Source organism: Lachnoclostridium sp. An76 (assembly GCF_002161355.1).
GTDB lineage: Bacteria > Bacillota > Clostridia > Lachnospirales > Lachnospiraceae > Mediterraneibacter > Mediterraneibacter caccavium.
In genome coordinates this window covers 22121-35308 of the sequence record NZ_NFHL01000003.1, presented here as the reverse complement: position 1 = coordinate 35308, position 13188 = coordinate 22121, and the positions used below count along the sequence as shown (strand labels likewise).

Annotated in this window: 14 protein-coding genes; 6 read left to right on the top strand and 8 right to left on the bottom strand. The window is 55.4% G+C overall.

Annotated elements, in window-relative coordinates:
* Positions 1–15: 15 nt before the first annotated feature.
* The 4 genes from B5G27_RS06975 to pyk all read left to right on the top strand — a co-directional run bounded on the left by B5G27_RS06975 (position 16) and on the right by pyk (position 3665).
* The gene (locus B5G27_RS06975) at positions 16–288 is read left to right on the top strand and encodes a hypothetical protein (protein WP_087178215.1); all 273 of its coding nucleotides are present in this window, start codon (positions 16–18) and stop codon (positions 286–288) included.
* A 136-nt stretch (positions 289–424) separates the two neighbouring features.
* The gene (locus tag B5G27_RS06970) at positions 425–673 is read left to right on the top strand and encodes a hypothetical protein (RefSeq protein ID WP_087178214.1); all 249 of its coding nucleotides are present in this window, start codon (positions 425–427) and stop codon (positions 671–673) included.
* A 118-nt stretch (positions 674–791) separates the two neighbouring features.
* Positions 792–2144: a branched-chain amino acid transport system II carrier protein gene (gene brnQ, locus B5G27_RS06965; RefSeq protein WP_087178213.1), complete on the top strand. Its 1353-nt coding sequence runs from the start codon at positions 792–794 to the stop codon at positions 2142–2144.
* A gap of 96 nt (positions 2145–2240) precedes the next feature.
* Positions 2241–3665, top strand: coding sequence for a pyruvate kinase (pyk, locus tag B5G27_RS06960; RefSeq protein WP_087178467.1), 1425 nt, complete (start codon positions 2241–2243; stop codon positions 3663–3665).
* A 109-nt stretch (positions 3666–3774) separates the two neighbouring features.
* Here the strand turns inward: pyk and B5G27_RS06955 are convergent, their stop codons facing one another.
* Genes B5G27_RS06955 through B5G27_RS06925 form a run of 7 tightly spaced genes read right to left on the bottom strand, consistent with a single transcriptional unit; the run spans position 3775 to position 9834 of the window.
* On the bottom strand, positions 3775–4320 hold the full coding sequence (locus B5G27_RS06955; protein ID WP_087178212.1) for a Uma2 family endonuclease: 546 nt from the start codon (positions 4318–4320) through the stop codon (positions 3775–3777).
* Positions 4321–4335: 15 nt separating this feature from the next.
* The gene (locus B5G27_RS06950; protein ID WP_087178211.1) at positions 4336–4896 is read right to left on the bottom strand and encodes a cob(I)yrinic acid a,c-diamide adenosyltransferase; all 561 of its coding nucleotides are present in this window, start codon (positions 4894–4896) and stop codon (positions 4336–4338) included.
* On the bottom strand, positions 4893–5237 hold the full coding sequence (locus B5G27_RS06945; protein ID WP_087178210.1) for a glycerol dehydratase reactivase beta/small subunit family protein: 345 nt from the start codon (positions 5235–5237) through the stop codon (positions 4893–4895). Before B5G27_RS06945 ends, B5G27_RS06950 begins: the two co-directional genes overlap by 4 nt.
* Positions 5234–7069 (bottom strand): diol dehydratase reactivase subunit alpha, encoded by a 1836-nt coding sequence (locus B5G27_RS06940; protein ID WP_087178209.1) that lies wholly within the window; start codon positions 7067–7069, stop codon positions 5234–5236. Before B5G27_RS06940 ends, B5G27_RS06945 begins: the two co-directional genes overlap by 4 nt.
* Complete coding sequence (locus B5G27_RS06935) at positions 7066–7458, bottom strand: diol dehydratase small subunit (RefSeq protein ID WP_087178208.1); 393 nt, start codon at positions 7456–7458, stop codon at positions 7066–7068. Before B5G27_RS06935 ends, B5G27_RS06940 begins: the two co-directional genes overlap by 4 nt.
* On the bottom strand, positions 7459–8151 hold the full coding sequence (locus B5G27_RS06930) for a propanediol/glycerol family dehydratase medium subunit (RefSeq protein ID WP_087178207.1): 693 nt from the start codon (positions 8149–8151) through the stop codon (positions 7459–7461). It abuts the gene before it with no gap.
* Between the two features lie 18 nt (positions 8152–8169).
* The gene (locus B5G27_RS06925) at positions 8170–9834 is read right to left on the bottom strand and encodes a propanediol/glycerol family dehydratase large subunit (protein ID WP_087178206.1); all 1665 of its coding nucleotides are present in this window, start codon (positions 9832–9834) and stop codon (positions 8170–8172) included.
* Positions 9835–10261: 427 nt separating this feature from the next.
* Here B5G27_RS06925 and B5G27_RS06915 point away from each other — a divergent pair, with 427 nt between their 5' ends.
* On the top strand, positions 10262–11536 hold the full coding sequence (locus B5G27_RS06915) for an amidohydrolase (protein WP_087178204.1): 1275 nt from the start codon (positions 10262–10264) through the stop codon (positions 11534–11536).
* Positions 11537–11614: 78 nt separating this feature from the next.
* Here the strand turns inward: B5G27_RS06915 and B5G27_RS06910 are convergent, their stop codons facing one another.
* Positions 11615–12412, bottom strand: a complete 798-nt coding sequence (locus tag B5G27_RS06910) for a YaaA family protein (RefSeq protein WP_087178203.1) — start codon at positions 12410–12412, stop codon at positions 11615–11617.
* A 113-nt stretch (positions 12413–12525) separates the two neighbouring features.
* Here B5G27_RS06910 and B5G27_RS06905 point away from each other — a divergent pair, with 113 nt between their 5' ends.
* Positions 12526–13140 (top strand): Maf family protein, encoded by a 615-nt coding sequence (locus tag B5G27_RS06905; RefSeq protein ID WP_087178202.1) that lies wholly within the window; start codon positions 12526–12528, stop codon positions 13138–13140.
* Positions 13141–13188 lie beyond the last annotated feature (48 nt).

The window sequence follows — 13188 nt, the reverse complement described above, 5'->3', positions numbered from 1 at the left end:
GAACATAAGGTCTTTATGGAATTTATGGGGACAGAGCGCAGAGTTACAAAACAGAAACTGATCGAGTATAAGGACTGGCTTGCGCAGAGGTATGCCCTGAGCAGCGCAAATTCGATGCTCGTGGCTTTGAACCAGTTCCTTGACTGCCTTGGTATGGGCGGCTGGAAGGTCAGGCGCTTTAAAGTGCAGCCCCAGTGTTTCCGGGCTGAGGAAAAAGAAATGACCGGAGAAGAGTACCGGCTCCTGCGCGAGACTGCAAAAAACAGGGGAAGGAACAGCTTGCCCTGATCATGGAGACGATAGCCGGGACAGGGATCCGTATCGCACCTGCTGGGTCTGCCGCTGCGCCTGCGGCAATTTCACTGAGGTGACAGAAGCCGGGCTCGTACACGGGAATTATAAGAGCTGCGGAGGTGTTTACCTGATGAAGGATCAGCGTTACAGAGTAGATATCGGATTTAAAAAGAAAAGATTTTATGTAGGGATGTTTGATACGTTTGAGGAAGTGGTACAGGCGCGCCTTGATGCGGAAAAGATGGTATATGACGGCTTTTTGAAGGCATATAAGGCGTGGAGAGAGAAGGCGGATACTGACCCGTCCTGGGCGGAGAGCCATCCGCTGAAGTTCGGGGTGGAGAAAACAGACGGCAGATTAAAGGTCCTGACAGAATAGGGCATATACAGACTTCTGCAGTATGCGGGGCTCCCGGCGCCTTTCACATAAGATTTGACCGGAATGGTATATTATTATAGTATGTAATGAGATATACACAGAAAGGCCGGAGGAGCTTATGAAAAGATCATTGAACAGAAGAGAAACGGTTTTTGTGGCGAGCATGCTCTTTGGCATGTTTTTCGGAGCCGGCAACCTGATCTTTCCCGTTTCTATGGGGCAGCTTTCGGGAAGCAGCATGTGGCAGGCAGCCGCAGGTTTCCTCATTACCGGAGTGGGGCTGCCTCTCCTGGGAGTGGCGGCGCTGGGGATCAGCCGGGAGGACGGGCTGATGGGACTGAGCAGCCGTGTGGGGAGAAGATATGGGAAATTTTTTACCTGCGTCCTGTACCTTACGATAGGGCCGTTCTTTGCCATTCCCCGATGTGCCACTGTTGCGTATACGGTGGGCATAGAGAGGATCATCCCGGAAAATGTGCAGACAGCTGTGCTGGCAGTATTCTCTCTGCTGTTTTTTGCCGCGGTGCTGTTCTTTTCCCTGCGCCCGGGAGAGATACTGACGTGGATCGGGAAGGTCCTGAATCCGCTGTTCCTTCTCTTCCTGGGGCTTCTGGTCGTCCGGGCGCTGCTCTCCCCGATGGGGAGCATTTCCGGGACAGCGCCGGAGGGAGTGTATGCTGAGGGGGCGTTCTACCAGGGGTTCCTGGAGGGCTATAATACAATGGACGCGCTGGCAGGGCTTGCGTTTGGGATCATTGTGGTAAATGTGATCAGAGGGCTGGGAGTGGAAAATCCCGGGGATGTGGCAAAAAATACAGTGCGTTCCGGGATCCTGAGTTCGGTCCTGATGGCGGTGATTTATGTGCTGGTCACAGTGGTGGGAGCGCAGAGCCGGGGGCAGTTCCCAGTGTCTCCTAATGGCGGCGAGGCGCTCGCCCTGATCGCGGAGCATTATTTCGGGCCGGCGGGAGCTGTCATCCTGGCGGCGACAGTCACACTGGCGTGTCTGAAGACGGCGGTAGGGCTGATCACAAGTTGTGGAGAGACATTTCGGAAGATATTCCCGAAGGGCCCATCCTATCAGGTCTGGGCGGTTTTATTCAGCACGCTGTCATTCCTTATAGCAAATCTGGGGCTGGACGCGATCGTGTCCTGGTCGAAGCCGGTGCTCCTGTTCCTGTATCCTCTGGCGATCACCCTGATCCTGCTCACTCTGTTCGGGCGCTTTTTCGGGAATGACGGCGGAGTGTACAGATGGGTGACAGGATTTACTGCGGCCGCTGCGGCAGTGGATTTTGTCAATGCGCTGCCCGGACAGGTATTAGATGCGCTCCGGCTGGAAAGAGCGGCGGAAGCGGTAAGGGATCTGCTGCCGTTTGCGGAAAACGGGTTCGGATGGATATGCCCGGCGCTGCTCGGGCTGGTGATCGCGATCGTTTACCGCAGGATGAAGCATAGTTTTACAATGTAAAAACTATGCAAAGAAATCGGATTCCCAATGCAGAAAAGTCTCTCCTGTGATACAATGGATGAGAAAGAAGTAAAGCGCTTACAGGAGGAAAGAATCATGCGGAAAACAAAGATCATATGTACGCTGGGACCATCTACCGACAAGGGAGATGTAATGGAAACCCTGGTCAGGGAAGGCATGGATGTGGCGAGATTTAACTTTTCCCACGGGACACATCCCGAGCAGAAGGAGCGTCTTGATAGATTAAAGGAGATCAGAAAACGTCAGGGAAAATATGTGGCGGCGCTCCTGGATACAAAAGGGCCGGAGATCCGTATCAAAACATTTGCAGAAGGGAAGATCGAGCTGGAGGAAGGGCAGGTATTTACCCTCACTCCTGACGATGTCGAGGGGACTCAGGAAAGAGTGTCTGTCACTTATGAAGACCTCTATCAGGACGTAAAACCGGGCGACAGTGTCCTTATAGATGACGGACTGATCGGCCTTGAGGTCGTGAGCATCGAAGGGAAGGATGTGAACTGTATCGTAAAGAACGGCGGTATGGTTTCGAACCGAAAAGGGATCAACCTTCCGGGAAATGATGTCAGCATGCCGTTTATCAGTGAAAAGGACAGGGAGGATATCCTGTTCGGCATCCAGGAGGGCTTTGACTTTATCGCGGCTTCGTTTACGAGGACAGCGGATGATGTGGAAGAGATCAGGAAGCTCCTGCGTGAGAATGGCGGGGAGCAGATCAATATCATCGCGAAGATAGAGAACCAGCAGGGAGTCAACAATATTGACAGCATTATCGAGGCAGCGGACGGGATCATGGTCGCCCGCGGCGATATGGGCGTGGAGATCCCGCTGGAGGACGTGCCGGTCATCCAGAAGGAGATCATCACAAAAGTTTATAATGCGGGAAAGCAGGTGATCACTGCCACGCAGATGCTGGACTCCATGATGAAGAATCCGCGGCCGACCCGCGCCGAGACGACGGATGTGGCCAATGCGATCTACCAGGGGACAAGCGCGATCATGCTGTCCGGCGAGACAGCGGCAGGAAAATATCCGGTAGAAGCGCTCCGAACGATGGTAAAGATCGCAGTAAGGACAGAAAGTGATATCCCGTACAATCAGCTTTTCAGTGTGCGTCAGAAAGAAGAAAAGCCGGATATGACCACCGCGATCTCCCATGCAACCTGCATGACGGCGATCGATCTGGACGCAAAGGCGATCATTACGGTCAGCAAGTCAGGGCACACGGCGAGGATGATCTCAAAGTACAGACCGGGCTGCCAGATCGTGGGCTGCTCGCCGGATGAGTGTACATGCCGTCAGCTCAACATGTCCTGGGGAGTGTCCCCGGTCCATATCCGCGAGGAGTACAGCATGGAGATCCTCTTCCTGCACGCGACAGAAGCGGCAGAGAGGGAAGGATATGTCGAGGAAGGTGACGTGGTCGTGCTCACAGCAGGTGTCCCGCTCGGACGTCCGGGAAATACGAACCTCATCAAGACAACAGTAGTGGGAGAGTATTAAACAAAAAAGCAGGTTAAAGGCTGTGCAATACGATATAAAAGCCGCCCCGGCAGTGTGATGGTCACACCACCGGGGCGGCAGTCTTTTTCTTTAGGCAGTCTTTTCCCTTTTAGATATTTATCGAGCTGAAGTCGATCTCCAGATCATCATAGATCCCGGCTTTGACAGCCTCTGAGAACGCATATTCTGCAGTGTCATCGGATTCGAACGAATAAACCGTGACCCGGCTTTTCTCCGGATCGACGATCCAGTACTCCCGGACCCCGGCAGTGCGGTATTTGAACAGCTTCGTGTAGTAGTCCATCCGCCGGCTGCCCGGGGAGACAATCTCAATGACCCAGTCCGGCGCGCCTGCACAGCCTTTGTCTGTGAGTCTGGCGGCATTGCATATGACACTGATATCCGGCTCCACATAATTCCTGTCATCTGCATTCAGAAATACGGCAAATGGAGCGATGTCTACCTCGCAGGAGCCGCCTTTTCTGTCAATATAGTCCGCTATCTTACGATATAGGGCACCAAGTATCTGCTGGTGTCTCCGCGAGGGCGGCGCCATCATGTACATCTGGCCGTCGATCAGCTCTGCCCGCTGTCCGTCCGGCAGGGCATAGATATCATCAATGGTATACTCTTTGTTCTGCAGTGGTAATGGCATATCAACACTTCCTTTTCAAATATTCTTCATGATATTCCGTACAACCTGATCCTGGATCTTGTCAGCCCTTTCGTGTTCCGCTCTGTGATCGGCGTATCTGGCGCACATGTACAGATAATCAGACAGGCGGTTTATATACTGGACCGCTTTGGCGTCCGCGCCGTAGTTCTGTTCTACCTTACGGAAGCGCCGCTCCGCGCGCCTTGCCACAGCCCTTGCCACGTCCAGCCTTGCGGACTGCTCGCAGCCGCCGTAGAGGACGAACTCTTTGGCGCGGGGGAAGGAATTTTCGATCCGGTCGATCTCCTGCTCCAGGGCAGAAGTCTCATCCGCGGAAAAGCGGTAATCCATACAGCGGGGGTCAGCGACGCCGGCCATGATCTGCATCAGGTTTTTCTGTATATGAGAGAGCTGGTCCTTCAGAGCGGCGTCAGCCAGTACCTTTGCAAGGCCGATGTGGCTGTTCAGCTCGTCGATGGTGCCCAGAAGCTCAATGCGGTCGTCTGACTTGGAAACACTGATCCCGTTCATGAGAGATGTGGTTCCCCTGTCCCCGGTTTTTGTATAGATACTCATATTCCGTAGTCCTCCTTAAAAGGCAGTTTCTTGATGGCGCGGGCGCTGTTTGCGCCGATGTTCCTGCACTGGGTCCGGCTGGGCGCAAGATAGCTCTCGATATTGCGCCCCTTTTCCAGACCGCGCATTTTCAGGCACACTGCCGTGCCGAAGATGCCGATCCCGGATCCCAGCATGGAATCACGGGCCGCTTTATACGCCAGTTTTTCCATACACTCATCCGGAAATTCAGCAGTGTCGTAAAATACGCCTTCCTCCTCGATCCCGGCGCAGACTTCCTTTAAGACCGCCGGGTCCGCCTGATGAGTGTAGATAAAGATAGATGGTCTCTTAATGATCATTGCTGTTCTCCTACATAAGAGAGTACGAGCCCGGTCGCCACCGCGTTCCGGGGGCCTTCGCTGCCGCGGATATTGCCCCGGCCGCAGACGATGCGGTAATCAGTGAATGCCTCCATGAGCATTTCCGGGATCTCAAAATCCTCCGCCGAGCCTCCCACGAGAACGACGGTGGAGATGTTTCGCAGATTGTGCTCCGGCGCAACCTTCCTGAGGGCGCGGAACGCATTCGTCACGAAGACTTTTCGCTTGGCTTCCCTGCGTACCTGTACGATCTTTTCCATCGGGATCTCTTCCTCGATGCGGATCAGCCCGCTCTCTGTGAGGAGAACAACCCTGCCGAAAAATCTGGGGTCAATGGAATCGTCCACAAACGTCATCTGACCGTTTTCCATCCTCATGTGGAAGAGACTCTCCACCTTTGCCAGCGGGTATTTTTTAATCTGCTCCGCGATATGGCGGTCGCTTAAGCCCAGCTCGGTCTGGATCAGCATGGACACCAGTTCCCCGGCGCCTGCCTGGTGGGTCATTGTCACATGTCCGTCGTCAGAGATGACCGCCGCGTCCGTTGAGCCGCCGCCCATATCCAGGATGGCCAGGGGGAGCTTTGTGCCCGGGGTCGTGAGCGCGCCGAGGCTTGCCATGACCGCCTCCACACCGGCGACTTTTACCTCGGTGTTAAGCTCTGTTTTCAGGCGGTCAGCAATCTCCTGCATTGGGAGCTTCTGTGTCTTCACCATTGCCGCGATGCCTACTGCTTTCTCGAGACAGGTCTCCCCTGCGAGAGCGCCGGAGATCAGTACCGGCGCGAGGGTGTCCACAGCAAGGATATCCGTGATGCGGATGTCTGCTTCCGCGCTTTTGTCAAGTTCGCTCATTCCCGTCCGGATACGGGAGAGCATGTTTCCTACATTTGTATCCGGCTGGCCGCTGATATCGCGGATATCGCCCGCGTCCGCGGCTGCCGCCATGATCTTGTCCGCGCCTTCATCCAGATTGATCGTGATATTCCGGTCGCCGTGAAAATAAATCTCCCCTGCGGGAAGGATGTTTTCATGGATATTTCCTCCGGGAGTCTTGAGCACAACGGCGCTGCGCTTCCCGATCAGGCTTTTCGCGATGGGGGTCACGGTGCGGGTCTCCTCCGCGTTCAGACCCAGCAGCGTGGCGATCCCGTAGGGATTGGAAAGCATGCGCACGGTCTGGCCGGGGAGCGCCACCTCGATGGCAGCGGGGACTCCGTCCGGGAGACGGTCGATCCGTTTTACCTCATCGATGATCGGCACCTTTTTGTGGATCCGGTTTTCCACAAGGACCGCCTCGTCGGCCTGCAGGATGATCCCCACGATGTCGATGCCATCGTGCTGACCGGATCCGCTCCCGTACTGGTTGACCACTGCGGCGACCTCTTCGTAGCTGTGCTCCGCGGATGCCGCGAGGATGTACGGTGTCCCCGGGACACCCCGGGAAATGTTCCCGATCAGCAGGATCTCGCCCACAGCCTGCCCCGCGCCCGCCGGAGTGGACGGATTGTGCCCGATCATGGAAGAGTCCGTGATCACAGTCTCAGTCAGCGTCTCCATGGCGGTATCGCCGATGACGGGAGCTGCCTCATTGAGGCGCACCAGGTCAATGTCAGAGGTCTCGCGCCCGATCCGGCTCATGGCCAGCTTCAGCGCGTTTTTTACGGAATAGACATTTTCGACCGTGCCTTTCGTACCTGTCGTAGGGCAGGACGCACTGGTCAGGAAAGTCAGGTTCCCGTTCCCGGTGACTTCTCCGACGCAGACTTCAGTTGTGGAATTTCCGATATCAACTCCTGCGATATAACTCAAAGTAAGATTCCTCTCTTTTCATACACTTCTGCCGCCTCCATGACGAGACGCGCACAGTTTTTCGCGTTGTATTTCTCAAGAAGCTCCTGCGCCATCATCACCAGTTCCAGCTTGGTGGAGCGGTTGGGGCGGAGCTTGTCATACATCTTCAGGATCACATCATCCGGCACGTCTACCAGCTCGGCCGCGCGCTCGAAGTTCTTCTCCATCGGCTGGTTGTCAGCCTCCAGGGCGACCTGTCCCTGCGCCCGTAAGATCTCGCGGGAGATCTTGATGTCATCGGGAGCGACATGGTCTTTCATGACTTCATCCAGCGTGATATCTGTAAATTTCTTTCCGGTCTTTGACGTGATCGAATCTTTTTCATTTTCTGCTAAAGGATATCTCATTTATCTTCCCTCCCATTCGACAGCGCCGACTTCCGGGTCGAGCTGCTCGGTCTCTGCGATGTGCATAAGAGCTGCCTTTACCTGATATTTCGGGCGGCACATCGGGTCATTCGTACACGGGATCGGGACGACCTGCTCGCCTTTGACGTATTTTGCGGCGTTCTGCCCGATCTGGCGGTAAGTCTCCAGGGTCATGAGCGGCGCCTGCGGGAACAGCTCCAGGTTGGAGAGTGGATAAAGGTCTTTCTGGTGGATGACCGTGGTCCCCTTGGACTGGATCCCCACGCCGATGCCTGAGCCGGAGAGCTTCGCCGCTTCCAGCGCCATGAAGCATACGTCGGAAGTGTCGAGGATCTTGACCACTCTCGGGACCATCCCTTCTTCCTCGATCCCGGCCTTGACATTCCGGAGCACTTCGTCCAGCGGGATGTCACAGATGGTCCGCTTGATCTCTCTCTGGAACGCGGCGCCCACGCCGATCACGACCTCCTTGGGGTCTGTCCCTTTCTGTGCCCGGGGATAACCGGAATAATCTGTCTTTTCTTCGTTGATCCGGTCTCTTCCTGCCATGGAAGGAACCACGGATGAAGATGCCGGGAGGGCGTCTCCTGAAACGGAGGAGCTGCCTGTATGAGACATCTGGCTTAATACTGCATTGGTGATCTGTCTGACTAATTCTTCATTGATCTGCATAAGTATCCTCCTCCTTTCTTATATATCCTTTGGATTGATAATGTGCGGGATCTGCTTGATCTCTTCCCAGCGCTCGCCGTCCACACGGTAGCCGGTCCCCGGTCCCATGTAGTCGTTCGGAGTATTCACGCCTGAGAGTACATGGAAATCGCGGTCCAGGATCGCGGCTGTCTGCATATAGTCTCCGGCAACGCGCTGTTTCAGCATATTCAGGACGCTTGCCGCCACGTCTTCAAACCCGGTCTCCGCCAGCGCTTTTACGACGTCAATGCCGGTGATGCCGCGCTTTAACACGTCTTCCGCGGCAGCCAGGTCAGCGGTCACGTCGCGGGGCAGTGTGTCCTTGCTGCCGTGCGCGTAGGTCACAGCTTCGACCTGCTCGTCCGAAACCGGGGAAAGTCCCAGATTGCGGAATACTGCCTGCACGGCGCGGGCAGCCTTGTTCCTCACATGGATGACCTGCTCTTCTGTGACAGGCCTCAGGCCGCCGTCCACCTGCATATCTCTCTGGAGTACATTATAGTCGTCAAAGTCTTCCGCGTCGAAATTCGACCCGGCGAACATATTGTCATAATTTGGTTCCGCCGCATAGCCGGAGAAGATAAAGTCTGTCCCCGGAAGGAACTCCAGCATGGTCCTGGCTGTACGCCTCATGTCTGAATTTGAAAAGCTCTGGTCATTGGAAGAAGCACATTCCAGACCGAGGAGAGCTGCCACAAGGTTCTCTGCCAGCACTTCCCGGATACCAGCCGGGACGGAGCCGGTCACACCGATACAGCTTACGGAACCATTCTGGATCCCCTGGCTTCCGGCGCCTTTTGTGACAAAGAGGCAGCGGCACTCCAGGTAGAGCATGGATTTTTTCTCACTGCTTCCCATCAGGACTTCCGAACCGGAACCGGAGGTGAAGCGGACCTTTAATCCTCTGGATGCATATGCAGAGTTCAGGAATGCTTTGGAATACGGTGTGTCATCACCGTCGATGAATACCTTCTCCGTGCCGTACACGGAAAGCGTCTCCGCGTAAGTCGTCAGGCCGCGGATGCCAAGCTCCAGCTCGGTCGCTTCCTCCGCGGAGCACTGTGTGAGCACGCCCGGGCGTCCCACCTGGGATCCGATCAGGAGCGCCATCGCGCTCAACGGTGCATAGCGCGCCACACCCATGGTCGTCTCTTCCTCTGCGAATCCTCTGAGGGCTCCCTCCGCGGCGTCCGCTGCGATCTGAACAGGGTCGTCCTTTAAGTTCGTGATATGCGCCTGGTTTCCCGGCGTTCTCCTCGCGCGGATCTTCTGCATCCCCATCATGAGCTCCACCACATTCAGGTGGTTCATGACTTCTGCCATCTTCGCCGGCGTGATGCCGGAGATCAGCTCCAGGATCTCCTTTCTGGAGACATTGATGTCCACGATCATCCTGGCGATATCCAGCGATGATACGGACATGGACTTCTCCGTCCTCTCGATATTGATCGCGTAATCAGCGATGAACTGATCGATAAAGTCAAAATCCTCGCGGAACTTTCCGTCCAGCTCCACGATCCTGCCGTCCTCTACCCTGACGGAAGGCTCCGGGTCATAAGGGCTGCTCATCGCCACAAAGCCCATCTCCGGCCATTCATTGATGTAGCCGTCCAGATTGACCGGGCGGGCATCCAGTGTCTCAATTCTTTTTGAACGTTTCATAGTGTCTTACTCTCCCTGCGGAAAACTATATATTGGTATGATCTCATCCGCCTGCCGCCAGATATGTACGGGCAGACATTTCTAAAGATAATTATACTATAATCACAGGAGAATAGCAACATAAGAATCGAGAAATATGACAAAAAACCACAGGAAATAAAACGAAAAACCACACAAAACCACATTTGAAGAGGTGCGGTATATCAACGGGGAGAACAGAACTGACAGGAATCGGGCAGATGGGGAAGCGGGCAGGAAAACAGGCAGGGAATCAGACAGGAAAACAGAAGCGGACGGGCAGAGGGTGTGGACATAGCGGCGGCAGATGTTATAATGGATTAAGCGCCTGCCCGGATATCCTGCGGCACGGCGGATGCAGGCGGCTGTTGTATGAGAGACTGCCGCGGAAGAGAACGGAGAGAAGATCATGAGAGATGAGATTATTAGAAAAATGAAGGAGACAGCGGATGACATCTTCTGTCACCCGGAGCTGTCCATGCAGGAAACATATTCTTCCCGCAGGCTGGCACGATTCCTGGAAAGCGAAGGCTTTGAAGTAAGCTGGGGGACTGCGGGCTTTGAAACCGCATTTACCGCGGAGTGGGGCAGCGGCGGACCGGTCATCGGGTTCCTGGCGGAATACGACGCGCTCCCCGGGCTGGGGCAGGTGTGCGTACCAGAGCAGAAGGGAACCGGCGGTCCGGGCCACGGGTGCGGGCACAATCTCCTCGGGAGCGCCTGCGCAGGTGCGGCGTGCGCACTGAAGGACAGGATGGAAGAGGAAGGCCTGGCGGGGACGGTGCGCGTGTACGGCTGCCCGGCTGAGGAGATCGTGGTCGGGAAGATCCGGATGAATGAGCAGGGTGTCTTTGACGACCTGTCCGCTGCTGTGACATGGCATCCCTTTGACCGGAACAGGGTCAGCTATGATATCTGGCAGGCCCAGGATATCAAGAATTATAAATTCTACGGAAAGGCAGCGCACGCGTCAAAGCATCCTGAGATGGGGCGCAGCGCCCTGGACGCGGCGGAGCTCATGAATGTGGGCGTTAATTACCTCAGAGAGCATGTGGCGGATGATGTGAGGATGCATTATACCTATACGAATACAGACGGACCGGCAAATATAGTGCCGCCCTATGCGGAGACGAATTACTTTATCCGTTCCTGCAAATGGGAGCGGACACTGGACGCCTCAGAGAGAGTGGATAACTGTGCGAGAGGAGCGGCCCTCATGACCGGGACAAGGGTGGAGATCGAGCGGGTGACATGCAATAAGGAAATGAAGCCGAACCGCACACTGGCGGAGGTGTTTTATGAGGAGATGGAGAGTGTCCCTCTCCCGGAATATACAGAAGACGAGATCAGGTTCGCGGAGAGGATCACAGAGAATGCAGGTCTGGTCAGAGACAGGGACAAAGATGCCGGGATGTTTTCCGGGCTGGAGCCGCTGGAGGACGAGCCGGTCCCACTGGCGATCGGCACGGATGTGTCGGATGTAAGCCACACAGTGCCCACTGTCATGCTCAGCGCCGCGTGCATGTGCAGGGACACGCCTCTCCATCACTGGGCGGCGACAGCCCAGGCGGGGATGAGCATCGGACAGAAGGGCATGCTCTATGCGGCGGAATGCATGTACAGAGGAGCATACCGGCTTGTGAAGGAGCCGGAACTGATCAGGAAGGCATGGCAGGAGATGTGACCTTTTTGATGCGGTCCGGTTTGATGCGCCGCAGCGTGTATTTATGCAGGTGCTCCGGTCTGATCTGAACCGTCGCGGTTATCTGACAAACACATATTCACGGTCAGTGGATAAATCTTCCCGGTAATGCCAGCCGGGACTGTCGAAATCCCGGACGTCAGCCGCGCGGGTGATCTGGTTTTCCGCCATCCAGCGCACCATCTCGCCGCGTGCGGCCTTTGCCTGTGTCCCCTTGACTTTGACCCTGCCGTCCGACAGTTCTCCGAAGATACAGGTGACACAGGCAGGGGCGCTGCCCGGGAAGGCGGGATCCCCGGATGAAAGCGGCCCTGTACTGCGATGCTGTTCCAGCCAGGGCAGGACGGCTTTGCTGTACTCGGCGGAAGCGAGATTGACAAGCTCAGTCGTGCCTTCGCGCAGGAGTTCTCTGTACAGAGTCTCTCCCCACCAGCCGTACAGGTCTGTCCCTCTGTCTGTCGGCAGCTTTGCCTGCATTTCCAGGCGGTACGGGATCACTTTGTCCGTGGGGGACAGGATGCCGTAGAAGCCGGAGAGGATGCGCAGATGGGAGACCGCATAATCCCACTGGGAGTCCGTGAAGACTCCGGGAGCTATGTGCTGGTACTGGATGCCCTCGTAGGAGAGGAGCGCAGGGGTGAGCGCGAGCACCGGAGAATACGTGTGGAGCCGCTCCCGGTTCAGTTCGGCGAGACGGTCGCTGCATTTCCAGAGCGATTTCAGTTCGGCGAGGCTTTTCCCTTTCAGTATGGAATGCAGTTCCAACGCCCGGTCAAGAAATACCGGGACTGTAAGCTCCCGGGGAGCGTCCTCTGTAATGTTCATTTTTTTGGCGGGTGAAATGATGATCTTCAGCATGAGCGATTCCTTTCCGGTCTTTTGTGTATGGGACGAGTATACCACAGAAGACGGGAAAAGGAGAACAAAGAAAAAGGGAAAAGAAGAAAAAGAGAAAAGGAGAATTTACACATATGGGAACAAAAATCATCCTCGGGTCTGCCTCACCGCGCAGGCGGGAGCTTTTAAGCCAGATCGGCATCGGATTCACAGTCAGGGTCAGCGATAAGGAGGAAGTCTATCACAGTGAGGTCCCGGAAGAGATCGTAAAAGAGCTGGCACTCATGAAAGCGGAAAATGTCGCCACAGAAATCTTTGAAGAACAACAGGCTCAATTGGTCCGGGAAGAGGCGGACTTTGTGGTCATCGGCGCGGATACGGTCGTGGTGCTGGATCAGAAGATACTGGGGAAACCGGCGGACGGGGAGGATGCCTTCCGGATGCTGAAGTCTCTCCAGGGCAGGGCGCATGAAGTATATACCGGAGTGGCCGTGCTGTGCTGCAAAGAGGGAAAGATGCAGACTGTGCGCAGCCATGCGGTAAAGACAGCGGTGTATGTACATGAGATGACGGAGGATGAGATCCGTGGCTATATCGCTACAGGGGAGCCCTCAGATAAGGCAGGCGGCTATGGCATACAGGGGGCTTTTGCAAAATATATCGACCGCATTGACGGGGACTACTATAATGTAGTGGGGCTGCCGGTCTCCTTTGTATATCAGACGCTGAAAGAAATCGGGGCGCTGTGATACAGAGACGGAAGTGAAAACAGGATCACAGTCCGTATCCTGTTTCTG

Excerpts from the sequence above, each read along its gene's own strand:
- B5G27_RS06975 (WP_087178215.1), top strand. The coding sequence starts at position 16 with ATGGAATTTATGGGGACAGAGCGCAGAGTTACAAAACAGAAACTGATC.
- B5G27_RS06970 (WP_087178214.1), top strand. The coding sequence starts at position 425 with ATGAAGGATCAGCGTTACAGAGTAGATATCGGATTTAAAAAGAAAAGA.
- brnQ (WP_087178213.1), top strand. The coding sequence starts at position 792 with ATGAAAAGATCATTGAACAGAAGAGAAACGGTTTTTGTGGCGAGCATG.
- pyk (WP_087178467.1), top strand. The coding sequence starts at position 2,241 with ATGCGGAAAACAAAGATCATATGTACGCTGGGACCATCTACCGACAAG.
- B5G27_RS06955 (WP_087178212.1), bottom strand. The coding sequence starts at position 4,320 with ATGCCATTACCACTGCAGAACAAAGAGTATACCATTGATGATATCTAT.
- B5G27_RS06950 (WP_087178211.1), bottom strand. The coding sequence starts at position 4,896 with ATGAGTATCTATACAAAAACCGGGGACAGGGGAACCACATCTCTCATG.
- B5G27_RS06945 (WP_087178210.1), bottom strand. The coding sequence starts at position 5,237 with ATGATCATTAAGAGACCATCTATCTTTATCTACACTCATCAGGCGGAC.
- B5G27_RS06935 (WP_087178208.1), bottom strand. The coding sequence starts at position 7,458 with ATGAGATATCCTTTAGCAGAAAATGAAAAAGATTCGATCACGTCAAAG.
- B5G27_RS06930 (WP_087178207.1), bottom strand. The coding sequence starts at position 8,151 with ATGCAGATCAATGAAGAATTAGTCAGACAGATCACCAATGCAGTATTA.
- B5G27_RS06925 (WP_087178206.1), bottom strand. The coding sequence starts at position 9,834 with ATGAAACGTTCAAAAAGAATTGAGACACTGGATGCCCGCCCGGTCAAT.
- B5G27_RS06915 (WP_087178204.1), top strand. The coding sequence starts at position 10,262 with ATGAGAGATGAGATTATTAGAAAAATGAAGGAGACAGCGGATGACATC.
- B5G27_RS06910 (WP_087178203.1), bottom strand. The coding sequence starts at position 12,412 with ATGCTGAAGATCATCATTTCACCCGCCAAAAAAATGAACATTACAGAG.
- B5G27_RS06905 (WP_087178202.1), top strand. The coding sequence starts at position 12,526 with ATGGGAACAAAAATCATCCTCGGGTCTGCCTCACCGCGCAGGCGGGAG.